Consider the following 23,793-nt stretch of genomic DNA (forward strand, 5'->3'; position numbering starts at 1 on the left):
CGTGACCATACCGGCACCCCTCGCCGGCGCCGGCCGGCTGGCCGGGGCAGCCGCGCTCATCGCCGTCCTCACCGTGGCCAGCCGACTCGCCGGCTTCGGCCGCACCGCCGTGTTCACCTGGAGCTTGGCGCCCACCGACCTCGGCGGCACCTACGTGGTGGCCAACGCGGTGCCGAACTTCATCTTCGAGATCGTCGCCGGGGGAGCGCTGGCCAGCCTCGTCGTACCGCTGCTCGCCGGCGCGGTCGCGGCGGGCGACCGGACGGCCGTGGCCCGGACCACCGGGGCGCTGCTGACCTGGACGCTGGCCCTGCTGGTCCCGCTCGCGCTGCTCGTGGTGCTGCTCGCCGGCCCGGTGGTCGAGTCCCTGGGCCACCACCTGACCACCGCCCAGCAGCAGAGCGGCGTGCGGATGCTGCGGGTCTTCGCGCCGCAACTGCCGCTGTACGGGGTCGGCATCGTGCTCACCGGGGTGCTCCAGGCACACCGCCGTTTCGCCTGGCCGGTGCTCGCCCCGCTGCTGTCCAGTCTCACCGTCATCCTGGTGTACCTGGGGTTCACCGCCACGCAGGGCCGGTACGCCACCGTCGGCGGGGTGAGCCCGGGCGGTGAGTTGCTGCTCTCTGGCGGCACCACCCTCGGCGTGGTGGTGCTGTCCCTGTCGTTGCTGATCCCGGTTCGCCGCTTGCACCTGGGGCTGCGGCCCGGGTTCGGGTTCCCCGCCGACGCGCGGGCCAGGGTCGGCGGCTTGGCGGTGGCCGGCGCTGTCACCGTCACCACCCAGCAGATCGCCCTGATCGTCAGCCTGAACCAGGTCACCGCCGGGGCGCGGAGCAACCCGGGCGTCTACAACCTGGCCCAGACCGTCTACCTGTTGCCGTGGGCGGTGCTGGCGGTGCCGCTGGCGATCGCGGCCTACCCGACCCTGGCGGCGGCACGGGCCGCCGGGGACGAGCAGACCTACCGCGCGACCCTGGCACCGGCTGTCCGCGGCGTGCTCCTGTTCAGTTGCCTCGGCACGGCCGCGTTGATCGGGACCGCCGGGCCGGTCGGGCACTTCTTCTTCCCGTCGGACACCGCGTCGACCGCCGCCGCCGCGATCATCGGGTACGCCCCCGGCCTGGTCGGCTACGGCCTCTTCGCGGTGCTCACCCGGGCGCTCTACGCCAGGGGCGAGACCCGGGCGGCGACGCTCGCCACGGCGGTCGGCTTCCTGGTGGTGCCCGGCGTCGTCCTGCTGCTCGGCGCGGTGCTGCCACTGCGCGACCGGGTGCTCGCGGTGACGTCCGCCAACTCGGTGGGGATGCTGGTGCTCGGCGCGCTGCTGCTCGTGGCGGTGCTGCGCAGCGCCGGCCGTTCCGCCCTCGCCGGCGCGGCACGGGCGGGGGCGGCCGGCGGCCTCGCCGGTGTGCTCGCCGGGCTCGCCGGGTTGGGCCTCAGCCGTTGGCTCGACCAGTTGGACGGCGGCACCCCGACGACGGCGGCGGCGTTCGGTCAGGGCATGCTGTCCGGGGTTCTGGTTGGGGTGGTGTTCCTCGCCGTGGTCTGGTTCGTCGACCGGCGGGACGTCCAGCCACTGCTCGCCGGGGCGCTGCGGCGTCTGGGCCGGCGGGGGTCGTCCGGCGGTGCGCCCCCGGACGCGGGCTCCCCGCAGCGGGGCGACGGGAAGGAGACGGTGGGCCAGTGAGCGCGGGAAATGAGCCAGCTCTGCCCGCCGGGTGGTCGGGCACCGTCGCGTTGGTGCTCGCGTCCAGCACCGGCGGGGTCGGCCAGCACGTCCGCTCGGTGGCCCGTGGCCTCGTCGCGGGCGGCGCCACCGTCCTGGTCTGCGGACCTGCCGCCACCCAGGAACAGTTCGACTTCACCGGTGTCGGTGCGCGGTTCGAGCCGGTGGAGATCCCGGCCAGCCCGACTCCGGCCGACGCCCGGGCGGTGCTCGCCCTGCGTCGGGTGCTCACCGTCGCCGAGGTGGACGTGGTGCACGCGCACGGCCTGCGGGCCGGGTTGGTCGCCGTACTGGCGCGTCCGGCCGCCCCGCTGATCGTCACCTGGCACAACGCGGTGCTCGCGGGGGGACTGCGGGGTTCGGTGTCCCGGCTCGTCGAACGGGTGGTGGCCCGGGGCGTCCGGGTGGCGCTCGGCGCTTCCGCGGACCTGGTGCGACGGGCCGCCGAGGTGGGCGCCGCCGACGCCCGGCTCGCCCCGGTCGCCGCGCCGACGCTGCCCGCGCCGCGTCGACGCCCGGCGGCGGTACGCGCCGAGTTCGGCGTCCGCCCGGACCAGCCGCTGATCCTCTCGGTCGGTCGGCTGCACTCGCAGAAGCGCTACGACGTGCTGATCGACGCGGCGGCCCGCTGGCGTACGCGTACCCCACCGCCGGTCGTGGTGATCGCCGGCAGTGGGCCGGCCTATCTGCCGCTCGCCGCACGGACCTCGGCCGCCCGCGCGCCGGTGACCCTGCTGGGGCACCGCAGCGACGTGGCCGACCTGCTGGCCGGAGCCGACCTGGCGGTGGTGACCAGCGACTGGGAGGCGCGGCAGCTCTTCGCCCAGGAGGCGCTGCGCGCCGGCGTACCGCTGGTGGCCACCGCGGTGGGTGGGCTCCCGGACCTGGTCGGTGACGCCGCCACGCTGGTCCCCGCCGGCGACGTGGACGCGGTCGACGCGGCCGTACGCGCGTTGCTGGACGACCCGGCGGCGCGGGCGGAGTTGGGCCGGCGCGGAGCCGAACGGGCGGCGACGTGGCCGACCGAGGCGGACACCGTCGCCACCCTCGTCGCCCTCTACGCCGAGCTGGTCGGGGATCCCGGCGGTCCGGCGGCCGCCCCGGGCTCCGACGCCCCGAGAACGGGACACCGGTGATGCTGCGCCGAATCGCCCCCGCCCTGCTGACAGTGCTCGTGGTGGCGCTGGGCGTCACCGCGCTCGCCGCCCGCCCACCCCAGGGCACCCCGCAACGCACCGCCGACTTCGTGGTGCTCGCCGGGATCGCCGGGCTGCGCTGGGAGGACGTGGATCCGCAGAGCACCCCGACGCTGTGGCGGATGGCCCAGGACGGCTCGATCGGCTCACTGTCGGTGCGTTCCGCGCACCGGCCCACCTGCCCGGTGGACGGCTGGTTGACCCTGGGTGCGGGCAGCTTCGCCGCGTGGAACGGCAGCCGGTCGGTCGACGGTTGCCCGTCGGCGGCGGTGACCGTGGAACAACCGGACGGCATCGGCGCGAACCTGCCCGACCAGGAGAGCGTGGTCCAGTACAACCAGCAGCGGCTGCCCTGGGGTGCCATGCCCGGCTCGCTGTCGGAGTCGGTGCGGTGCTCCGTCGCCGTGGGCCCGGGCGCGGCCGTGGCCGCCGCCCGACCGTTCGGCCGCGTCGACCGGTACGCCTCGGGGCTGCCGGCCGACCCGCGGCCGCTGCTCGGGTCGTGTGTGCTGAGCATCGTCGACCTCGGCACGGTCGAGGGGGCCGACCCGGCGACCCGCGCCGAGGAGGCCCGCGCGGCGGACGCCGAGCTGGCCCGGGTGCTGGCGGCGCGACCACCGCGGTCGTTGGTGCTGGTGGCGGGGATCTCCGACACCGCCCAGCCGTCGCGGCTGCACGTGGCGGTCGCCGACGGGCCGGGCTGGGAACGGGGGTGGCTCACCTCGGCCAGCACCGGCCGGGACGGATACCTGCAACTCGTCGACCTCGCGCCGACCGCCCTCGCCGCGTTGGGTCGGCCCATGCCGGAGCGGCTCTTCCTGGGCCGTCCGGCGATCAGCACCGGTGGCCGTCCGGCCGACCTGGCCGAGGCCATCGACGCGCCGGCGAACGCCGACCGGGAGGCGGCCGCCCAGCGTGCTGTCTCCGGTGTCTTCTTCGCGCTGCTCGCCGGGGTGCAGGTGCTGCTGTCGCTCGCGATCCTGCCGTTGCTGCGCCGGGCCCGCCCGCACGCCGGCCCGTCCGGCCCGACGCCCGTCTCCGGGCGGATCGTGGCGGTGGTGGAGCTGTTGCTGGTCGCGGCGGCGTTGACGGTACCGGCGGCGCTGCTGGCCGACGCGGTGCCCTGGTGGCGCGGCGAGCACCCCGGGTGGATCTTCGCCGGGGTGACCGCGCTGCTGGTGGCCGCCGGCACCGCGGCGGTGCGGTTCGCACCCGGGTACGCGAACACCCTCGGGCCGGTCGGTGCGGTGGCCGGCCTCACCACGCTCGTGGTCGGGCTGGACGTGCTCACCGGGGCCCGCCTGCAGCTCAACAGCGTGGTCGGCTACTCCGCGTTGCAGGGCGGCCGGTACGCCGGGCTGAGCACGGTGGGGCTGGGGGTGTTCCTCGCCGGCGCGTTGCTCACGGGTGGCTGGTTCGCCCAACGGGTGCACCGGGGCTGGCGGCCGGCGGTGATGGTGGCGGTGGGTGGCCTCGCCGTGGTGGTGGTCGGCAGCCCGTACCTGGGCGCCGACCCGGTCGGCGCGATCGCGCTCACCGCCGGGGTGAGCGTCGCCGCCGTGATCAGCGCCGGCGGCTGGTTGACGATCAGCCGGTTGGCCTGGGCCACCATGGCCGCGCTGGCGGTCGGCATCGGGTTCGCCGTGGTGGACCTGCGGCGTCCCGCAGCGGAGCGGGGCAGCCTGGGCCGGTTCCTCTCCGCGCTCGGTGACGGCACCGGCGGGTTCGCCGTGCACCGGTCCAGTACGGAGAACTTCGAGACGTTGGTCAACAGCCCGCTGACCGTGCTGGCGCTGGCCGGCGGGTTGCTGGTGTGGTTCGCCCTGTTGCAGCCGTGGGGTGGGTTGATGCGGCTGTTCGGCATCTACCCGGCGGTCCGGGCCGCGCTGGCCGGCACGGTGGTCGCCGCGGTGCTCGGTGGTGTGCTCGACGGCGCGGCACTGGACCTGATGGGTGCTGCCGCCGCCCTGGTGGTGCCGATGGCGGCCCTGGCGTCGCTGCGGGTGCTCGGGCACGCCGCGGACCGGACCCGCCCGGCACCGGGCCGCTCCCGCGCCAACGGCGCCGACGACGACTCGGGGTCGGGCGGGGTCGGCCCGGTCGGTGGGGGTGACGGCCCGACCGGCGGCGGTGGGCCACTGGGCGCGGTGCACCCCCGTCCGATCGGCGGCCCGCCCGGGAGCGCACCGGCGAAGGTCACCCAACCGGCGTCGGACACCCCGAGTGAGGGCCGTGGGGAGGACGACGAACCGGCCGGCCCGACCGCGAGCGGGTCGACGCCGGACCCCGCGCCGACGGTGCCCGTACCGCCCCGGCAGGTCTCCCGGTCATCGACCGAGGTTGCCGCGCCCTGAGCGCCGGGCCTCGTCCGGATGGCCCGGAGGTGTCGCAGCCGGGGTGCGGCCTGCGAGTACCCGCCCGGGAGGTGTTACCGTCGAATCCCGTGGATCGCGTGATCACTTTGCTGATCAAGCACGGCGGTCTGCATGACCGCGACAGACGACACGGGAGCAGGCCTTGGCCCCATCAGCACGGACGACCAGGCACATTTTCGTCACCGGGGGCGTCGCCTCCTCGCTGGGTAAGGGCCTCACCGCCTCCAGCCTCGGCAACCTGCTGACCGCGCGCGGGCTGCGTGTGGTGATGCAGAAGCTCGACCCCTACCTGAACGTCGACCCGGGGACGATGAACCCGTTCCAGCACGGTGAGGTCTTCGTCACCGAGGACGGCGCCGAGACCGACCTCGACGTCGGGCACTACGAGCGGTTCCTCGACCGGGCGCTGTCCGGCAAGGCGAACGTCACCACCGGCCAGATCTACTCCGACGTGATCGCCAAGGAGCGCCGGGGGGAATACCTGGGCGACACCGTCCAGGTCATCCCGCACATCACCAACGAGATCAAGTCGCGGATCCTGGCGATGGCCGACCCGGACGAGGACGGCCAGCTCCCCGACGTGGTGATCACCGAGGTCGGTGGCACGGTCGGCGACATCGAGTCGCTGCCGTTCCTGGAGGCGATCCGTCAGGTCCGCCACGACCTGGGCCGCGACAACTGCTTCTACCTGCACGTCTCGCTGGTGCCGTACCTGGCGCCGTCGGGTGAGCTGAAGACCAAGCCGACCCAGCACTCGGTGGCGCAGCTGCGCAACATCGGTATCCAGCCGGACGCCATCGTGCTCCGCTGCGACCGGGAGATCCCGGTCAAGCTCAAGGAGAAGCTGTCGCTCTACTGCGACGTGGACGCCGAGGCGGTCGTCGCCGCCCCGGACGCGCCGAGCATCTACGACATCCCGAAGGTGCTGCACCGGGAGGGTCTGGACGCGTACGTGGTGCGTCGGCTCGGCCTCTCCTTCCGGGACGTGGACTGGGCCAGCTGGGACGACCTGCTGGAGCGGGTGCACCGCCCCCGGCACACGGTCACCGTCGCGGTGGTCGGCAAGTACGTCGACCTGCCCGACGCGTACCTGTCGGTGAGTGAGGCGATCCGGGCGGCGGGCTTCGGCCACCGGGCCCGGGTGCAGCTGCGCTGGGTGCCCAGCGACGAGTGCGTCACCCCCGCCGGCGCCGCCGCGGCGCTGGCCGGCGTGGACGGCATCCTCATCCCCGGCGGCTTCGGCGTCCGCGGCATCGAGGGCAAGATCGGCACCGCCCGGTACGCCCGCGAGGCCGGCATCCCGCTGCTCGGCCTCTGCCTCGGCCTGCAGTGCATGACCATCGAGGTGGCCCGGCACCTGGCCGACCTCGACGGCGCCAACTCGTTGGAGTTCGACGAGCAGGCGGCCCACCCGGTCATCGCCACGATGGCCGACCAGGAGGACATCGTGGCCGGCCGGGGCGACCTGGGCGGCACCATGCGGCTGGGCGCGTACCCGGCGACCCTGACCGAGGGCTCGATCGTCGCCGAGGCGTACGGCAGCACCGAGATCAGCGAGCGGCACCGGCACCGGTACGAGGTGAACAACGCCTACCGGGACGCGCTGACCAAGGCGGGCCTGCACATCTCCGGCACCTCGCCGGACGGCCGGCTGGTCGAGTTCGTCGAGTTGGACCGCAGCCTGCACCCGTTCTTCGTGGCCACCCAGGCGCACCCGGAGTTGAAGAGCCGCCCGACCCGCCCGCACCCGTTGTTCGCCTCGTTCGTCAAGGCCGCGGTGGCGTACTCGCAGGCCGACCAGCTGCCGGTCGACCTGGACGCGGCGGCGGAGGCCCCGACGACGCGCAAGGCCGCCCGCAACGGCGCCGCGACGAAGGCGTCGTCCACGTCATGAGCAACCTTGAGCACCGGTACGAGGTGCGTTCCCGGGAGGAGCGGTACCGGGGGCGGATCTTCGACGTGGTCACCGAGGAGGTGACCATGCCGGGCGGTGGCACCGGCCTGCGTGACCTCGTCCGGCACGTCGGGGCGGTGGCCGTGGTGGCGCTCGACGACGCCGGCCAGGTGGTGCTGATCCGGCAGTACCGGCACCCGGTCGGGCGGCACCTGTGGGAACTGCCGGCGGGCCTGATGGACGTCTCCGGCGAGGAGTTGCCGGCGGCGGCGCTGCGGGAGCTGGCCGAGGAGGCCGACCTCACCGCCGGGCGGGTCGACGTGCTTGTCGACCTGCACAGCTCGCCGGGGTTCACCAACGAGATCGTCCGGGTGTTCCTGGCCCGGGACCTCGGCGACGTGCCGGCCGACGAGCGGCACGAGCGCCACGACGAGGAGGCCGACCTCCAGGTCGTCCGGATCGACCTGGACGAGGCGGTCGCCATGGTCCTGGCCGGTGAGATCACCAACGCGTCCGCGGTGGCCGGGCTGCTGGCCGCGGCCCGCGCCCGGGACACCGGCTTCACGCAGCTGCGCCGGGCGGACGCACCGCTGCCGCGCTGAGCGTCGCCGCCGGTCCAGCCCGGTGGGGGAGTACGCGCGAAAGGGGCCCCGCGGTCAGCCGCGGGGCCCCTTTCGCTGTCTGGTCTAGGAGTCGCGCAGCGGACGGCCCTGCGCGTCCGTGCCGCCGTTGACCAGGATGAGGATGCCGTCAACGACGCCCCAGAGGGCGCCGACACCGCAGGTCACCAGGCTCACGACGAGCTGGAGAACGGCGATCTTGGTGTGTCCGGTGTAGAACCGACCGGCACCGAAGGTGCCGAGCAGGATGCCGAGGATGCCCGCGACGATCTTGCTCTTGTCGGAGACGCCCTGGGGGTACCCCGGCTGGGGGTACCCGGGCTGGTAAGGAGGAGTGGTCATGGGCGGACACATTAGTGATCCACTCGTCGCCTGTCCGCACCGCCACCCGGCAGATGGGACGATAATGGTGAAACACTGTCCTGTCGGCTGAGGTGACGCTCGACCGCCGCATCCGGGTGGCGCCCTGACACTTCGTCAGGACACCCGGGCACCGGATGCCACTGTGCTGGCTCGCGGCGGCGCCGTGCGCGCCTAGACTGCCGCCGCGGGACCGGTGTACCGCGGTGGCAAAGGGGCCGTCGCGGCACCGAGCAGTCGGGGGAGAGCAGCCCCGAAGAGAGGTGTCTGCATCGTGAAGGTCGGAATCCCACGCGAGGTCAAGAACCACGAGTACCGCGTGGCGATCACGCCAGCGGGCGTCAACGAGTTCACCCGCAGCGGCCACCAGGTCTTCGTCGAGTCCGGCGCCGGAATTGGCTCCAGCATCACCGACGAGGAGTTCGCCGCCGCCGGCGCGAAGATCCTCGCCACCGCCGACGAGGTGTGGGAGACCGCCGAGCTGGTGCTCAAGGTCAAGGAGCCGATCGCCGAGGAGTACCACCGGATGCGCGAGGGGCAGGTGCTCTTCACCTACCTGCACCTGGCCGCCTCCAAGGAGTGCACCGACGCGCTGATCGACCGCCGGGTCACCGGCATCGCGTACGAGACGGTCGAGCTGCCCGACCGGTCGCTGCCGCTGCTCGCCCCGATGTCCGAGGTGGCCGGCCGGCTCGCCCCGCAGGTGGGCGCCTTCTACATGATGCGTACCGGCGGTGGGCGCGGTGTGCTGCCCGGCGGTGTCTCCGGCGTGTACGCGGCCAAGACCGTGGTCATCGGCGCCGGCGTCTCCGGCATGAACGCCGCCGCGATCGCGCTGGGCCTGCAGTCCGAGGTGCTGCTGCTGGACAAGAACGTCGCCCGGCTGCGGCAGGCCGACGCGATCTACCGGGGCCACCTGCAGACCGTCGCCTCCAACGCGTACGAGGTCGAGCGGGCCGTGCTCGACGCCGACCTGGTCATCGGCGCGGTGCTGGTGCCCGGCGCGAAGGCCCCGACGTTGATCTCCAACGAGCTGGTCTCCCGGATGAAGCCGGGCAGCGTGCTTGTCGACATCGCCATCGACCAGGGCGGCTGCTTCGAGGACTCGCGCCCCACCACGCACGCCGACCCGGTCTACAAGGTGCACGAGTCGATCTTCTACTGCGTCGCGAACATGCCCGGCGCGGTGCCGAACACCAGCACCTACGCGCTGACCAACGTCACCCTGCCGTACGCCCTGGAGCTGGCCAACCAGGGCTGGCGCGAGGCGCTGCGCAACGACCCGGCCCTGGCGCTGGGCCTCAACACCCACGCCGGTCAGGTCACCTACGGTCCGGTCGCCGAGGCGCACGGCATGGACGTGCTCCCGCTGGCCGACGCGCTGGCCTGAACGGTGGCGGGCTGACCGGCGGCACGGACTCCGCCGGCGTGGGCACACCACCCACGCCGGCGCTGCGCCGTGCCGTTCGCGGCTACCTCGACCATCTGACCGTCGAACGTGGCCTCTCGGCGAACACGCTCGCCTCGTACCGTCGGGATCTGGACCGCTATCTCGCGACCCTGGTCGATGCCGGCGTCACCGACCTCGCGTCGGTCGGCGCCGGCCTCGTCGAGTCGCACCTGGCGCGGCTGCGCGCCGGCGACGACGCGCACCCGCCGCTGGCGGTCTCCTCCGCCGCCCGCGCGGCCAGCGCGGTACGCGGCCTGCACCGCTTCGCCCTGCGCGAGGGCCTGGCCGGCGCCGACCCGAGCCGCGACGTCCGCCCGCCCACACCGCCCCGGCGGCTGCCTCGGGCGCTCCCGGTCGACGACGTGATCCGGCTGCTGGAGACCGCCGGTCCGATCACCGCGACCGGCGACGACGCTCCCCTCGCGCTACGCGACCGGGCGCTGCTGGAGTTTCTGTACGGCACCGGCGCGCGGATCTCCGAGGCGGTCGGCGCCGCCGTGGACGACCTCGACACCGACGAGGGCACGGTGCTGCTGCGCGGCAAGGGCGGCCGGGTGCGGCTGGTGCCGATCGGCGGGTACGCCGTCGACGCCGTCCGCGCCTACCTGGTCCGGGCCCGCCCCGGGCTGGCCGCCGCCGGCCGGGGCACCCCGGCGGTGTTCCTGAACGCCCGCGGCGGCGCGCTGTCCCGCCAGGGCGCCTGGGGCATCCTGCGCCGCGCCGCCGAGCGGGCCGGGCTGCCCGTCGACGGGCCCGCCGCGGTCTCCCCGCACACCCTGCGCCACTCGTACGCCACCCACCTGCTCGACGGCGGCGCCGACGTCCGGGTGGTCCAGGAACTCCTCGGGCACGCGTCGGTGACCACCACCCAGGTCTACACGTTGGTCACCGTGGAGCGGTTGCGCGAGGTGTACGCCACCGCCCACCCACGCGCCCAGGGCTGAACCGGTCACGGTCCGCGCCGACACGCCGGGCCGGTGCCGAACCCCCTGCTGGTCGGTGGCGTACAGTCGGCATCGGCGCGGACCTCCTGGAGCGACACGACCGGGGTGCGCAGCGGCGCCGCGAAGGACGTCGGACGGCTCCGACGCCGGGTGGGTCGTCGGGAGGGGGCAACGAGCACATGGCTGGCAACGGTGACCGTGCCGAGACCTGGACGTCCGAGCTCCGCGAGCAGCAGGCCACGCTCGGCGCGGACCTGGGTCCTGCGGACCCGGCTGCCTACACGATGCGCAAGCCCATCCCTGAGCCGATGCCCACCGACCGGCACGGCCCTGCGCGCATCATCGCGATGGCCAACCAGAAGGGTGGCGTGGGTAAGACCACCACCACCATCAACCTGGGTGCGGCCCTCGCCGAGTACGGCCGCAAGGTGCTGCTCGTCGACTTCGACCCGCAGGGCGCTCTCTCGGTGGGCCTGGGCGTCAACCCGCACAACCTCGACCTGTCCGTCTACAACCTGCTCATGCAGGACGACGTGATCGCCGAGGACGTCCTGATCAAGACCGACGTGGCGGGCCTGCACCTGCTGCCGGCCAACATCGACCTCTCCGCCGCCGAGATCCAGCTGGTCAACGAGGTCGCCCGGGAGATGGCTCTGGCCCGGGTCCTGCGCACGGTCCGCAAGGAGTACGACTACATCCTGATCGACTGCCAGCCGTCGCTCGGCCTGCTGGCGATCAACGCGCTGACCGTCGCGCACGGTGTGCTCATCCCGCTGGAGTGCGAGTTCTTCAGCCTGCGCGGTGTGGCACTGCTGCTGGACACCATCGACAAGGTGCGCGAGCGGCTCAACTTCGACCTGGAGCTCGAAGGCATCCTCGCCACCATGTACGACAGCCGCACCACGCACTGCCGCCAGGTTCTCCAACGGGTGGTGGAGGCGTTCGGCGACAAGGTCTACCAGACGGTCATCACCAAGACGGTGAAGTTCCCCGAGTCCACCGTGGCCGGTGCCCCCATCACGACGATGGACCCGGCCTCCTCCGGGGCACGTAACTACCGTCAGCTGGCCCGCGAGGTGATCGCCGCCCAGTCGGAGCGGTAGCCGGAACTCCCGGTGCCCGCCTCGTGGACTACGGTCGTCCGGTGACCGCGCCACCCCTCGACCCGCCCGACACCGCCGCTGTGGCCGTGGTCGACGGTGTGCAGCCCGCCGGGTTCACGGTCCGGCTGGCCAACTTCACCGGCCCGTTCGACCTGCTGCTGCAGCTCATCGGCAAGCACAAGCTCGACGTCACCGAGGTGGCCCTGCACACGGTCACCGACGAGTTCATCGCCTACATCAGGGCCATGGGCGACAACTGGGACCTGGACGAGGCCAGCGAGTTCCTGCTCATCGCCGCGACCCTGCTCGACCTGAAGGCGGCCCGGCTGCTGCCCGCCGCCGAGGTCGAGGACGAGGCCGACCTCGCCCTGCTGGAGGCACGGGACCTGCTCTTCGCCCGGCTGTTGCAGTACAAGGCGTACAAGGAGGCGGCGGCGCACATCGCCGAGCTGGAGGCCGTCGGCGGCCGACGGTATCCGCGTGCGGTCAGCCTGGAGCCCCGCTACGCCGAGGCACTGCCCGACCTGGTGCTCGGCATCGGCCCCCAGCGGCTGCTGAAGCTTGCCGTGAAGGCGATGACCCCGAAGCCGGTGCCAGAGGTCTCCATCGCCCACGTGCACATGGTCCGGGTCAGTGTCCGGGAACACGCGGCCATCCTCGCCGCCCGGCTGCGCCGCGCCGGCACGGCCACGTTCTCGCTGCTCTGCGCCGACTGCGAGGCCACCCTGGAGGTGGTGGCCCGTTTCCTCGCGCTGCTGGAGCTGTACCGGGAGGGCCTGGTGTCCTTCGTGCAGGAGCAGGCCCTGGAGGAGCTGACCGTGCGCTGGACCGGCCCGGCCGACGGCGACACCGAGCTGCACGTCGACGAGTACGCCGGCGCCCCGGCCGACCCGGAGCCCGTGGGGGCTGGGCCTGAGTCGGCGAGGGCCGAGCTGGCGGCGGTTGGGCCTGAGCCGGCGGAGGCTGGGTCTGAGCTGGCGGAGGTTGGGCCTGAACCGGCCGGGGTTGGGTCTGACTTGGCGGGGGAGGCCGGCGGGCCGGACGGGACCGGAATGACGGAGGGTGCGCGGGATGAGTGACGAGGAACGCCGGGACTCACTGGCCGACCAGGCTGCCGCCTGGGTCCCCCCGTGGGACCGCCCCCGCCGACCCGCCGCCGAAAACACCCCCACCTCGCTGGACGAGTCAGCCGCACCACCGGACACCGAAGAACCTGAAGCGGCGCCGCCCCGACCGGAGCCCGAACCCGCCGCCATCTCCGCCGACCCGGACGCGGTCGCTTCGGGCTCGGCGCAGGCCGACCCGGATGGGCAGGGCCCGAGCGACGTGGACCCGGGTGGGTCAGGCCCTGCTGAGGTGGGGTCGGGTGAGTCAGATCTTGTCGGGGCGCCCTCGGGCGAGGTGCCCTCGGCGGGGCCGGAGCTCGGGGCGGTGACCGAGCACATGGCGGGGCCGGATTCCGGGGCGGTGACCGAGCACACGGCCGAGCCGGATCTCGGGGCAGGGACGGAGGGCGCGGCGGGGGAGTCGGGTGGCGCTGGGGACGTACCCCGGCGGCAGTTGGCGGGGCGGCGGCGGGCGACGGCCGCGCCGGAACCCGCGCCCGAGCTGTCCGACGCCGAGCTGCGCGGCGCGTTGGAGGCGATCCTGCTGGTGGTCGACGAGCCGGTCAGCGAGCTGGTGCTGGCCCAGGTGCTGGAGCAGCCCGCCGAGCGGGTCGGGCCGATGCTCGACGAGATCGCCGCCGGTTACACCGCGGCCGGGCACGGGTTCGAGCTGCGCCGGGCGGCCGGTGGGTGGCGGCTGTACACCCGGCCGGAATACGCTACGTACGTTGAGCGGTTCGTATTGGACGGGCAGTCCGTGCGGCTGACCCAGGCGGCGTTGGAGACGCTCGCCGTGGTCGCCTACAAGCAGCCGGTGACCCGTTCACGAATCTCAGCCATCCGGGGTGTGAACTGCGACGGGGTCATCCGTACGCTGGTCACCCGCGGCCTCATCGAGGAGTGCGGCACCGAAACGGACAGCGGGGCGTTCCTCTACCGGACCACCACGCTGTTCCTGGAGAAGCTCGGGTTGAACACCGTCGACGAGCTGCCGCCCCTCGCACCCTTCCTGCCCGACGACGTAGAAGAGCTTGCTGATGCGACCCGATAACCGTTCCCCGAAACCCGACGCGCCCGTCTACGAGGGGGCTGAGCGCCTGCAGAAGGTGCTCGCCGCCGCCGGCGTGGGTTCCCGGCGCGCCTGTGAGGACCTGATCTTCCGCCGCCGGGTCACCGTGGACGGGCGGGTCGCCAAGCTCGGCGACAAGGTCGACCCGGCCACCTCCGTGATCCACGTGGACGGGGAGCGCCTCCAGGTCGACATCCGCCTGGTCTACGTGGCGATGAACAAGCCGCGCGGGGTGGTCACCTCCATGGCGGACGACAAGGGACGCAACGAGCTGGCCGAGTTCATCGGCAACAGGGTGGAGCAGCGGGTCTACCACGTGGGGCGGCTCGACGCGGACAGTGAGGGCCTGCTGCTGCTCACCAACGACGGCACCCTCGCGCACAAGCTCATGCACCCCTCGTACGAGGTGCTGAAGACCTACCTCGCCGAGGTGGTCGGGCCGATTCCGCGCAACCTGAGCAAGCGGCTGTTGGCCGGCGTCGAGCTGGAGGACGGGCCGGTCAAGGTCGACTCGTTCAAGGTGGTGGACACTCTGGGTAAATCCGCCCAGGTGGAGCTGAGTCTGCACGAGGGGCGCAAGCACATCGTCCGGCGGCTGATGGAGGAGGTCGGCCACCCGGTCACCCGGCTGGTGCGTACCTCGATCGGTCCGATCCGGCTGGGTGAACTGCGGACCGGGCGGATCCGGCGGTTGACAAACGCCGAGGTCGCCGCCCTGTTCAACGCGGTGGGTGACTGACCCCCGAGTTCGGGGTACGGCAGCCGGTAGGCTCCACCGATGGCCGGACGCGGCCGCCCGGGTGGCGTGGGTCGCCTCCGGCGGCGTCGCGCGCGGGTTCGTTAGCGCACCCGGGCATGATTGATGACGATTGACAACCGCTTGCGGCGCCAGCACCGGGCGATCCGTGAGGTACGGGCTGAGGAGGACACGGTGGAGGAAAACGTACGGACTGGGCGATGTGTGGTCGCTGTGGACGGGCCGTCCGGTTCGGGTAAGTCCACCGTGTCGCGGCGGCTCGCCGTCGGGATCGGTGCGCGCTACCTGGACACCGGGGCGATGTACCGGGCGATCACGTGGGCCGTGTTGCGCTCCGGCGTGGACCTCGCCGACGCCGCGTCGGTGGCCAAGGTCGCCAGCGAGGTCAAGCTGCACATCGGCACCCACCCGCAGGGGTACGCCGTGACCGTCGACGGCGTGGGCGTGGACGCGGATATCCGGGGCCCGGAGGTGACCGGCGCCGTTTCCGCCGTCGCCGCCGTGCCGGCTGTCCGTGAGCTGCTCGTCACCCGGCAGCGCGAGATGATCGCCAACGCTCGTCGGATGGTGGTCGAGGGTCGCGACATCGGCTCGGTCGTCGCGCCGGACGCCGACCTAAAGGTCTTCCTGACCGCCTCCGAGGAGGCCCGTGCCGCCCGGCGCAGCGCCGAGGACGCCGCCGACGTGGCGGCCACGGCCGCGGACCTGGCGCGGCGGGACCGGCTCGACTCGACCCGCAAGGTCAACCCGCTGGCCCAGGCGCCCGACGCGGTGGTGCTGGACACCACCGAGCTGGGCATCGACGAGGTCGTGGCGCGGATGCGCGACCTGCTCACCGAGCGGGGAGTGGCATGAGTAGCGATGGTGGTGGGTGGGTCGAGCTGCGTGAGCCCGAGGTTGCGGTCGAGGAACCGAGCGGCCCGCAGCCGGTGGTGGCCGTGGTCGGCCGTCCCAACGTGGGCAAGTCGACGCTGGTCAACCGGATCATCGGCCGCCGGCAGGCGGTCGTCGAGGACGTTCCTGGCGTGACCCGTGACCGGGTCCCGTACGACGCGCAGTGGAACGGCCGGGCGTTCACCGTGGTGGACACCGGCGGTTGGGAACCGGACGCGAAGGACCGGGCCGCGGCCATCGCGGCGCAGGCCGAGACGGCCGTCGTCACCGCCGACGTGGTGCTCTTCGTGGTCGACGCGATGGTGGGCTCCACCGACGTGGACGAGGCCGCGGTGAAGATGCTGCGGCGCAGCGCCAAGCCGGTGATCCTGGTGGCGAACAAGGCCGACAACAACTCCATCGAGATGGAGGCCACGTCGCTGTGGTCGCTCGGTCTCGGTGAGCCGTTCCCGGTGTCCGCGCTGCACGGACGCGGCTCCGGCGACCTGCTGGACGCCATCCTCGCCGCGCTGCCGGAGGCACCGGCGATCGTGGAGAACCGTCCGCGTGGACCGCGCCGGGTGGCGCTGGTCGGGCGGCCGAACGTCGGCAAGTCCAGCCTGCTCAACCGGTTCTCCGGCGAGGAGCGGGCGGTCGTCGACTCGGTGGCGGGCACCACTGTGGACCCGGTGGACAGCCTGGTCGAGATCGGCGGCCAGACCTGGCAGCTGGTGGACACGGCCGGTCTGCGCAAGCGGGTCGGCAAGGCCAGTGGCACCGAGTACTACGCCAGCCTGCGGACCGCCGGCGCGATCGAGGCCGCCGAGGTTGCCGTGGTGTTGCTGGACTCCAGCGAGCCGATCAGCGAGCAGGACCAGCGGATCCTGTCGATGGTGACCGAGTCGGGCCGCGCGCTTGTCATCGCGTTCAACAAGTGGGACCTGGTCGACGCCGACCGTCGCTACTACCTCGACAAGGAGATCGACCGGGAGTTGCGCCGCATCCCCTGGGCGATCCGGCTGAACCTGTCGGCGATGACCGGCCGTGCTGTGGACAAGCTAGCCCCGGCCCTGAACAAGGCGTTGGCCAGCTGGGAAACCCGCGTGCCGACCGCGCACCTCAACCAGTGGCTGACCGCGCTGGTGCAGGCCACCCCCCACCCGGTACGTGGTGGACGGGCGCCGCGCATCCTGTTCGCGACGCAGGCCGGTGTGGCGCCGCCACGGTTCGTGCTCTTCACGACGGGCCCGCTGGACGCCGGGTACCAGCGCTTCGTCGAGCGCAAGCTCCGCGAGGAATTCGGGTACGAGGGCAGCCCGATCGAAATCTCGGTCCGCCCGCGCAAGAAGCTCGGCCCCGGCGGCCGAGGCAAGGCGCACGGCTGACCGCTTCGGTTATGCGCATGCCGGATGGGTGATCCTGCCCATCCGGCATTTCCCTGTCCACCCCCACCCTCCTAGGACGCTTTAGGGGTTGTGCGGTGGCTCGTTGTGGGTGGTTCGGCTGTGTCGCGACGCCGGTGGGGCCTGTGCGGACGACCCGGAGCTGCTGCGCTAAGCTGTACCGGCTGCCGCGGGGGAAACCACGCGGGGGCGGGACGTGGCGCAGCTTGGTAGCGCACTTGACTGGGGGTCAAGGGGTCGTCGGTTCGAATCCGGCCGTCCCGACGCAGGTCAGAGGGCTGATCCGGAAATCGGGTCGGCCCTCTCGCCGTTGTGGGGACCAAGATCAGACAAGCTGAAGCTGATTAGCGCTGCTTGACCGTTGGTCAAGTCTAAGGTGGCTACCCGGGTCAATTGCCGAATCGCTCGTTCTCTGGATCAAGGCGGCCCGCAAAGCGGGCCGCGCCGGCCCGGCCCCGGCCTGCTGGCGACCTCCGGCCGGCATCGGCCGGGCCGGCCGGTGACGCTCACGGGACACAAGACCTTGAAGACCTCGGGTTCCACCCCGAACCCCGACCCTCCTCAGAGATGCCTCCGCGGATCTCCTCGTCGGGCACCACAAGGGCTACCAGCCTCCCCGGACGGGGACCAGGTCGTACGTCCGGGGAGGCTGGACGGTCTGGCGACTGCCCGACGAGGAGATCCTCATCAGTCTCGCCGCTCTTCGCACATTGCCCCTTCGGCCTGCTTGTGTCCCAGGTTTCGGTGACGGGCGAGACCTGCCGGGCTGTGGCGACATGTGGAATGGTCTTGTCATGCCGATAGATCAGCACCTGCTCGTGGCCTTCACCCTGACCACGATCATCGCGATGGTCAGTCCCGGGCCGGACATGTTGTTCGTCTTAGGGTGTGGGATGCGCGGCGGTCCGCGCGCCGGCCTGCTCGCCACGGCAGGGGTGGCAACGAGCGAGGCCGTTCACGTCGCCGTGGCAGCCGCTGGGCTGGCCGCTCTCTTCGCGGCAGTGCCGACCGCCTTCACGGTGGTGCGGATCGTCGGAGGCGCCTATTTGGTCTACCTTGGTGTGCAGATGATTCGGCACCGCAAGAGCGAGCAGAGCGAGTTGCCAGTCGTTGGTGGAGGCATTTCGGACCGCCGGGCTTATCTCAGTGGATTGTTAACCAACCTACTTAACCCGAAGATGGTCACCTTCACGATCGCGTTCCTCCCACAGTTCATCAGCCCACAACTGGGTCAGGTCTGGGCGCAGTTCGCGATCCTTGGCACCATTTTGATCGTCCTGGAGTTTATCGTCGACGGCACAGTGGGCGTGCTCGCAGGGCGGATCGGGGGATGGCTCCGTCGCCGGCAGGCCGCTCGCCGCCGAATCGACACAGCGACGGGAGGCGTATTCATAGGGCTGGGCGTGCGACTGGCCGTCGAGCGATGATGCCCCTTCCAAGTCAGACAGGGTTGAGGGACGTCATCCGGCCCGAGTGGACGTGCCGCCCGGGGGCCAGTGGCCGATGCCGCCAGCGGTCACGAGCGGGCATGAACGGTCAGGGGCGACAGCCGCAGTAAGCAGGCGTTTCGGGCATCACAGCCCGTTGAGCGCGCGCTCTTCCAATCTGACGGTGCGAGCGCGACCAGCTGGATCCCGTCGTGCCCGTTGCGTGCCCGATGGGGCGGGAGCCGAGGGTCAACGGCGTCAGCTCCTGGACGTGGCTGCCGGCGTGGCGAGGCAGGTCAAGCCAGGGTCGCCGCCGTGCGACTCCCGGCCGTGTCGACACTTCCTAATCCGTATGGCTGTACAGCCATCCGTACAGCCAAGACCGCCGACCAACGCCGACCCTGCCGGACAATGACGGACGGGCTGACCAGGGGCGCGATCACCTGACCAGCCATCCGTGATCTTCTTCTAATCTCCCGGCCGCCCACTGGCTGTGCAGTCCGCATCCAGTCCGCAAGAGGTCGACGGACGACGGGGAGTGGTGGGAGATGTCGAGAGGCGTTTCCGCTGCTAGGAGCCGACTCGGGCAGGTCGCATGCTCCCCCCACTTGATCTCGTAATGCGTAGGTCACTGTGATCCCGGTCAGGACTCGTCGCCAGCTGTTGAGCCCGTCTGCCGCCTGGCCGATGCTGTCGCGCATGAGCACGGCCAGAAGGAGAAGTCCATCGTTCCGCGAGCAGGCCGACCGCCTCACGCTGATTGATTGCTGGGGCCACTTCGTCCTAGATCAACCGGTCCTCGTGTATCCCGGCGAGACGATCTGGCGCAAAGGCGACCAGCTCATGGTGCAGCGGCTCGATGGACGCGTGGACGCCTACCCCGGCTTCGTGAACCGCTGATGTCTCCGGGATCGGGTGCCAGGGCTGACAGCAACCGTTGACAGCAACAGCCTCGGACCATGAGGTACGGACGAAAACACCTGCAGGAGCAGGGCCAGCCACAAACGCAGGGGGGCGGACCGTTTTGGACAGCTCGGCCGAGGCTACGGATCGGAGGGCCGGCCGGACCATCTACGGACCGGGGGACCACGCGGGGACCGCACGTGGTGCGCGATGCTAAGCGGTACACCTTCGAGAGAGCGGCTTGACTATGCGCATAGCGTGTGTGACGTGCGGAAACGCTTAGCAAATCGTTCTGGGGGTCAAGGGGTCGTCGGTTCGAATCCGGCCGTCCCGACGCAGGTCAGAGGGCTGATCCGGAAATCGGGTCGGTCCTTTCGCCGTTCCGGGGACCAAGATCAGTCAAGTTGGAGCGTGTCTAGCGCTGCTTGACCGTTGGTCAAGTTTCAGGTGGCTACCCGGGTCATTTGCCGAATTGCTCGTTCTCTGGATCAAGGCGGACCGCAAGCGGGCCGCGCCGGCCGCGCTCGGCCTGCTGGCGGCGCAGGCGCCGGCATCGGGCGGCGCGCCGGCCGGTACTCACAGTCGCGCCAAGTGCCAGAACATGCCTCTGGCGGGGATCTTCGACAGAGATGGGCTTTAGGCGCTTCGGTCGCCCGCGCCTAAGCTTCTGCCGTGACAGAGCCAGATCCGCCACTACGGCACCTGAGCGCGAACGAGGCCGGCGTCCTGGAAGCACTTCTCCGCCACAACTTCGCAGGTGTTGAGGAGCTCCGCGTACAAGCGCGAGACGTCATGGCCCGCCCCGGATGCGGATGTGGATGCGGGACGATCCACCTCTTCCCACAAGGCAAGAACCTTCCCGCCTCACCGGCACAGACTCCGGTTCGCGTAGAAGGACAGTTTCCCGATCAAGAGGGGCGGTGGTTCGGAGGCATCTTGCTCTTCCTTGCCAGCGGGCAGCTCGCGGAGCTGGAGGTCCACTCGTTCGGTGACCCGTTGCCCATGCCAGCGTCCGATCAGGTGCTCTGGTACCTGAGAACCGGCGAAAGCACCTGTACTCCACTCCCCGACCAGCCGGAGCGAGGGCTGGCAGGAGATCAGTGATCCGAGAGGCGCGTACAGCAGGAGAGCCGGCAATGCCGGCGACCGCAGGGGGCAGGGCGTGCCCGCTCCGTGCCCGATGGGACGGGAGCCGAGTGTCAACGGCGGTCAGCTCTTGGACGTGACAGCCAGCGTGGCGACGCAGGTCAAGCCAGGCCGCTGCCGAGCGGCTTCCGCCCGTGTCCACACTTCCTAAACCGCGCGCTGCGGTCATCGAGCGTGTCAGCGTCCCGGGGGCCAAGTAGCGACCACACGGCCTGCGCGATGGTGCGCGGCCCGACGTCAGCCGCACGGCCTGATCTTGGGGATGGCGTGTGTGACGTGCCTGGACGTGTGGCGAAGCGTCCTGGGGGTCAAGGGGTCGTCGGTTCGAATCCGGCCGTCCCGACAGCGAGAGGGTTTCCGCAGGTCAGTGACTTGCGGAAATCCTCAGTCTATTGTTCTAGCTCGGTGAAGTGGCGTGTGAGGCGCTGCTGGAGCCCTTAACCCGGGCGGTTTTGCGACCCGATCTTGGTTGCCTCTGCGGTCATTCGCCTGGTAGGCGTACTGCATCTGCTTGGTTTTCGTCGCTGCTGGACTTCTTAACGGCAGGCGATTTTGGACAGATAGGGCATTTTTTCCTGCGCCGCGGGACGGCCGCGCATCTGCGTCAACGAGCGGTCCGCTAACGCGAATGTTCGACGGTTGCTGGACGGTGTTGGCCGCCGTTCCGGTGGAACAGTTGACGCAGCGTCGGGGCCGATGGACAGTTCGGCAACGAGACCCGCCAGGACGGGCGGGTTGACCCCTACTCGCTCACGCACGCTGGCCGCCGCCGTAGCTGACCGTGAACGACCGGCCCTTTTGCTACTCCGATGACCGCTCTGTGGAATCAACTTGTAACGGTGCTTCACACCGGATTCGCGGGCTCTCTACGGTCACCCGGTCGAGTCGATGATCACGGGCGCTGTCGATGGGTGCTTGGGTCTGTGCGTGTCTCGCGTCAAAGGAGAACGCATTGTTGATCATAGTTTGGCGGCGGAGTGGACTGGAAATCGGCAAGCCCGAGTTCGCGAGCGGCGTCTGCCCGTCGAACCCCAATCAGCCCGGTAGGGCCTCGGCGGCCCACATTCGGTGTGGCACGATCCCGGGCGTGGATCTATCTGGGGCAAGGTGACATGGCACTCGACATCACTTACGGCCGACCTGATTTGCTGGCGGTGCGTAATGCGGCCCGGAAGGGTGACTGGCCCGGCCTGATGGTTGCGATCAAGGCTGGCGTATCCGATGACGAAGATCGGTCAGACCGCGTCGAAGTTGCCGTGCAGACCTTGATCGGGCGATGGAAGGCCGTTGTCCCGGCCCAGTTCGAGCAGTACATCGCCTCGCTCGGAGCAGACGCTACCGCGTACCTGCTGCGGGGCGCGCTGGAAGTCGCACGGGCTTGGCTGTTACGCGGCGGGGCTCTTGCCCGCTACACCGGCGCCGAGCAGATGTCGAGCTTCCACCACGGTCTGCACTGTGCCCAGGAGCTGCTGCAGGCGTCGGCCGCGCTGGCGCCTGCGGACGCATCGCCCTGGGTGTGGCTACTGCAGCTGGCGCGAGGGCTGGAGATCGGCCCGGAGCGTACCGGTGAACGCCGCGAGGAGCTGGCCAAGCGCAGTCCCTACCACTTTCGCGGGCACTATCAAGCAGTCATGTCCGTCACTCCGCACTGGGGATATTCCGCCGCCTTCACAGCGCAGTGCGCGCGGGAGTGGACCGACGGCCATCCCATCGGTTCCCCGACTCACGCCCTGATCCACATCGCGAACTTCGAACGCTGGCGTCGCGACAACGCCGGCACGCCCCTGCGGAAGGACGTCGACGCTCTCGAACGCGCCCGGCAGGCGTCGACTCGGATGAACCTGGCAAGCTGCGAGCGGCCAGGCGAGATACTCGCTCACAACTACGCCGCCGCCTGGTTCAGCGTCATCGGCGACCGAAAATCGGCCAGGCCACACCTTGCCTTGATGCGGGGCCGGGTGACCCGATGGCCCTGGAACGACGTCAGCGCCAACCCCATCGCCGTCTACCGCGTTCACCGGCTGCGGGCAGCGCTCGGCATCTGATCCAGCGTCCCGTTAGGGTACCGACAATCGATGCGGTCGTGAGCCACTCGATCGTCAACGCGGGCCGCCTCTCGCGCACCACCGACCCAGACTTGACGGGCGAGGGTCTCTAGTACTCCAGCCGTAGATCGTGATCGTTGCTGTCGGGGCCAGTCGAGAAATCTTCTCCTGGTGGAGTTGATGCTCGCTGCGCTGGTCTCTATCCGGCCGAGCCGCTGGCCGGGTTCTCTGCGCCGTCTACTACGGAGCGAACGCAGGCCAGCCAGTCGTTCCACGCGGCGGGATCCGTTGGCCCGCCGTCTGCCTCGATGCCGATGTCTCCCAGGAGCGTGAGCAGGTCGTCCCCGGCGCGGTTCGCGAACTGCCACACGAACCGGGACATGGCCACGAAGGCCTCGCGCTCGTCCATCGAATAGCGGCTCATCGGAACTCTCCCCTTCGGGCGGAGCCCACACGCCCCGGCTGTGATCGTGATCTTGCCGATTTAGGCACGAGCGTGGCCACCGAAGATCATCGTGGTTTGTGAAGACAACGAATGATCAAACGGTGGCCGCAGGTCATAGCGTAGACGCGGAGCGATGGCAGGCGATGTTCGAGGGCCTGATGAGCAGTCTCGCGGGTCGGTTCACCGGGTCGAGCCCCGCCGCACGGCACGCTCGCTGCTGCTGGGGCTGCTCTCGGACCTGCCTCGCAAGAACTGCTGGACCATCGCCGAGCACGCCGGAGATGCCACACCGCACGGAATGCAGCACCTGCTGGGCCGTGCCAAGTGGGACGCCGACGCGGTCATGCGCATCGCTGGATAGGGCGGGTGCGGGAGGTTGCCGCTTCCCGTGGTCGGTGCCCAGTCGCTCGAGCGCCAGCAACCTGCTGCCGGGCATCTCGGCCACGCCCCTCGCCCCGCAGGGCAGCGGCGACGACCGGATCCAGTCTGTCGAGAAACAGTCGGTCTCGATCTCGTCGCGCCCGAGCGCGTGGTGACCACCGACCGCTGGCCCGACTTCACCACCAAGCCATCAAGCGGGGGGACTGGCTCGGTGGTGCAGGTCTGTCGTTGTATGTCTGGCCAGCGGCTGGCGAGTTCGGCGAGGATCTCCACCAGTTCGGGTCGGTCGAACGGGCCGACGTGGGGGCCGCGACGCTTCGTACGTCTCGGCACCGTCGACGGTGTGGTCCCGTGGCTGCGGTTCACCACCGAATTCACTTAGCTGGCGGCCCTCGGCGTCGCCACCCTCGTACTCACCGCGGCGGTGCTCGCCGGCGACCAGCGCCTACGTGCCCTCATTCCTCGACAACGACCCGAAGGCCCGCGCCGGCCAGGACGTCGTGGGAGCGTCCCGTCGATCACCGCCGCGCACTCCCCGACCGGGGCGGACTTCGGCAGTCGGATTTCACG

Annotated in this window: 19 protein-coding genes, 1 tRNA gene and 1 pseudogene; 19 read left to right on the forward strand and 2 right to left on the reverse strand. The window is 71.0% G+C overall.

Annotated elements, in window-relative coordinates; all coding sequences use genetic code 11:
- Nucleotide 1 precedes the first annotated feature (1 nt).
- The 5 genes from murJ to ACIBD9_RS24740 all read left to right on the forward strand — a co-directional run bounded on the left by murJ (nt 2) and on the right by ACIBD9_RS24740 (nt 7,793).
- Entirely contained in the window at nt 2–1,687 is a 1,686-nt protein-coding gene (murJ, locus tag ACIBD9_RS24720) for a murein biosynthesis integral membrane protein MurJ (protein WP_396721231.1), read from the forward strand.
- A complete protein-coding gene (locus ACIBD9_RS24725; RefSeq protein WP_396721232.1) occupies nt 1,684–2,862 on the forward strand; it encodes a glycosyltransferase family 4 protein in 1,179 nt (392 codons plus the stop codon). The genes murJ and ACIBD9_RS24725 overlap by 4 nt, the downstream gene beginning before the upstream one ends.
- Nucleotides 2,862–5,276, forward strand: coding sequence for a hypothetical protein (locus tag ACIBD9_RS24730; protein WP_396721233.1), 2,415 nt, complete (start codon nt 2,862–2,864; stop codon nt 5,274–5,276). The genes ACIBD9_RS24725 and ACIBD9_RS24730 overlap by 1 nt, the downstream gene beginning before the upstream one ends.
- Nucleotides 5,277–5,439: 163 nt before the next feature.
- Nucleotides 5,440–7,191, forward strand: a complete 1,752-nt coding sequence (locus tag ACIBD9_RS24735) for a CTP synthase (RefSeq protein WP_238657995.1) — start codon at nt 5,440–5,442, stop codon at nt 7,189–7,191.
- Nucleotides 7,188–7,793, forward strand: coding sequence for an NUDIX hydrolase (locus ACIBD9_RS24740; RefSeq protein WP_238657994.1), 606 nt, complete (start codon nt 7,188–7,190; stop codon nt 7,791–7,793). Before ACIBD9_RS24735 ends, ACIBD9_RS24740 begins: the two co-directional genes overlap by 4 nt.
- A gap of 84 nt (nt 7,794–7,877) precedes the next feature.
- On the opposite strand, the gene ACIBD9_RS24745 is transcribed toward ACIBD9_RS24740, so the two are convergent.
- Nucleotides 7,878–8,165, reverse strand: a complete 288-nt coding sequence (locus tag ACIBD9_RS24745; protein WP_372492730.1) for a TM2 domain-containing protein — start codon at nt 8,163–8,165, stop codon at nt 7,878–7,880.
- Nucleotides 8,166–8,445: 280 nt separating this feature from the next.
- On the opposite strand from ACIBD9_RS24745, the gene ald reads away from it, so the two are divergent.
- The 12 genes from ald to ACIBD9_RS24805 all read left to right on the forward strand — a co-directional run bounded on the left by ald (nt 8,446) and on the right by ACIBD9_RS24805 (nt 22,397).
- Nucleotides 8,446–9,561, forward strand: a complete 1,116-nt coding sequence (gene ald / locus ACIBD9_RS24750) for an alanine dehydrogenase (protein WP_387174473.1) — start codon at nt 8,446–8,448, stop codon at nt 9,559–9,561.
- 38 nt (nt 9,562–9,599) lie between these two features.
- Nucleotides 9,600–10,565 (forward strand): site-specific tyrosine recombinase XerD, encoded by a 966-nt coding sequence (locus ACIBD9_RS24755; protein ID WP_396721235.1) that lies wholly within the window; start codon nt 9,600–9,602, stop codon nt 10,563–10,565.
- Between the two features lie 179 nt (nt 10,566–10,744).
- A complete protein-coding gene (locus ACIBD9_RS24760; RefSeq protein WP_124862901.1) occupies nt 10,745–11,668 on the forward strand; it encodes a ParA family protein in 924 nt (307 codons plus the stop codon).
- A gap of 41 nt (nt 11,669–11,709) precedes the next feature.
- The gene (locus ACIBD9_RS24765; RefSeq protein WP_396721237.1) at nt 11,710–12,747 is read left to right on the forward strand and encodes a segregation and condensation protein A; all 1,038 of its coding nucleotides are present in this window, start codon (nt 11,710–11,712) and stop codon (nt 12,745–12,747) included.
- Entirely contained in the window at nt 12,740–13,825 is a 1,086-nt protein-coding gene (scpB, locus tag ACIBD9_RS24770) for an SMC-Scp complex subunit ScpB (RefSeq protein WP_396721239.1), read from the forward strand. Before ACIBD9_RS24765 ends, scpB begins: the two co-directional genes overlap by 8 nt.
- Nucleotides 13,812–14,582, forward strand: coding sequence for a pseudouridine synthase (locus ACIBD9_RS24775; RefSeq protein WP_238659881.1), 771 nt, complete (start codon nt 13,812–13,814; stop codon nt 14,580–14,582). The genes scpB and ACIBD9_RS24775 overlap by 14 nt, the downstream gene beginning before the upstream one ends.
- A 192-nt stretch (nt 14,583–14,774) precedes the next feature.
- On the forward strand, nt 14,775–15,455 hold the full coding sequence (gene cmk / locus ACIBD9_RS24780) for a (d)CMP kinase (RefSeq protein ID WP_387174481.1): 681 nt from the start codon (nt 14,775–14,777) through the stop codon (nt 15,453–15,455).
- Nucleotides 15,452–16,858: a ribosome biogenesis GTPase Der gene (gene der / locus ACIBD9_RS24785; RefSeq protein WP_328654992.1), complete on the forward strand. Its 1,407-nt coding sequence runs from the start codon at nt 15,452–15,454 to the stop codon at nt 16,856–16,858. Before cmk ends, der begins: the two co-directional genes overlap by 4 nt.
- A 208-nt stretch (nt 16,859–17,066) precedes the next feature.
- Nucleotides 17,067–17,140 (forward strand) — tRNA-Pro (locus ACIBD9_RS24790).
- Between the two features lie 530 nt (nt 17,141–17,670).
- A complete protein-coding gene (locus ACIBD9_RS24795; RefSeq protein ID WP_396721242.1) occupies nt 17,671–18,303 on the forward strand; it encodes a LysE family translocator in 633 nt (210 codons plus the stop codon).
- A gap of 699 nt (nt 18,304–19,002) precedes the next feature.
- Entirely contained in the window at nt 19,003–19,203 is a 201-nt protein-coding gene (locus ACIBD9_RS24800) for a hypothetical protein (RefSeq protein ID WP_396721244.1), read from the forward strand.
- Nucleotides 19,204–21,464: 2,261 nt separating this feature from the next.
- Nucleotides 21,465–22,397, forward strand: coding sequence for a hypothetical protein (locus tag ACIBD9_RS24805; RefSeq protein WP_396721245.1), 933 nt, complete (start codon nt 21,465–21,467; stop codon nt 22,395–22,397).
- Between the two features lie 199 nt (nt 22,398–22,596).
- Here ACIBD9_RS24805 and ACIBD9_RS24810 read toward each other — a convergent pair whose 3' ends face one another.
- Nucleotides 22,597–22,821 (reverse strand): hypothetical protein, encoded by a 225-nt coding sequence (locus tag ACIBD9_RS24810; RefSeq protein WP_396721247.1) that lies wholly within the window; start codon nt 22,819–22,821, stop codon nt 22,597–22,599.
- A gap of 179 nt (nt 22,822–23,000) precedes the next feature.
- On the opposite strand from ACIBD9_RS24810, the pseudogene ACIBD9_RS24815 reads away from it, so the two are divergent.
- Together ACIBD9_RS24815 and ACIBD9_RS24820 are read left to right on the forward strand one after the other, a co-directional pair.
- Nucleotides 23,001–23,185, forward strand: a pseudogene (locus ACIBD9_RS24815) (IS701 family transposase); the annotation flags it as partial.
- A gap of 52 nt (nt 23,186–23,237) precedes the next feature.
- Complete coding sequence (locus ACIBD9_RS24820; protein WP_396721249.1) at nt 23,238–23,378, forward strand: hypothetical protein; 141 nt, start codon at nt 23,238–23,240, stop codon at nt 23,376–23,378.
- The last annotated feature ends 415 nt before the right edge of the window (nt 23,379–23,793 follow it).

It is taken from the genome of Micromonospora sp. NPDC050784, assembly GCF_044456765.1.
GTDB lineage: Bacteria > Actinomycetota > Actinomycetes > Mycobacteriales > Micromonosporaceae > Micromonospora > Micromonospora foliorum.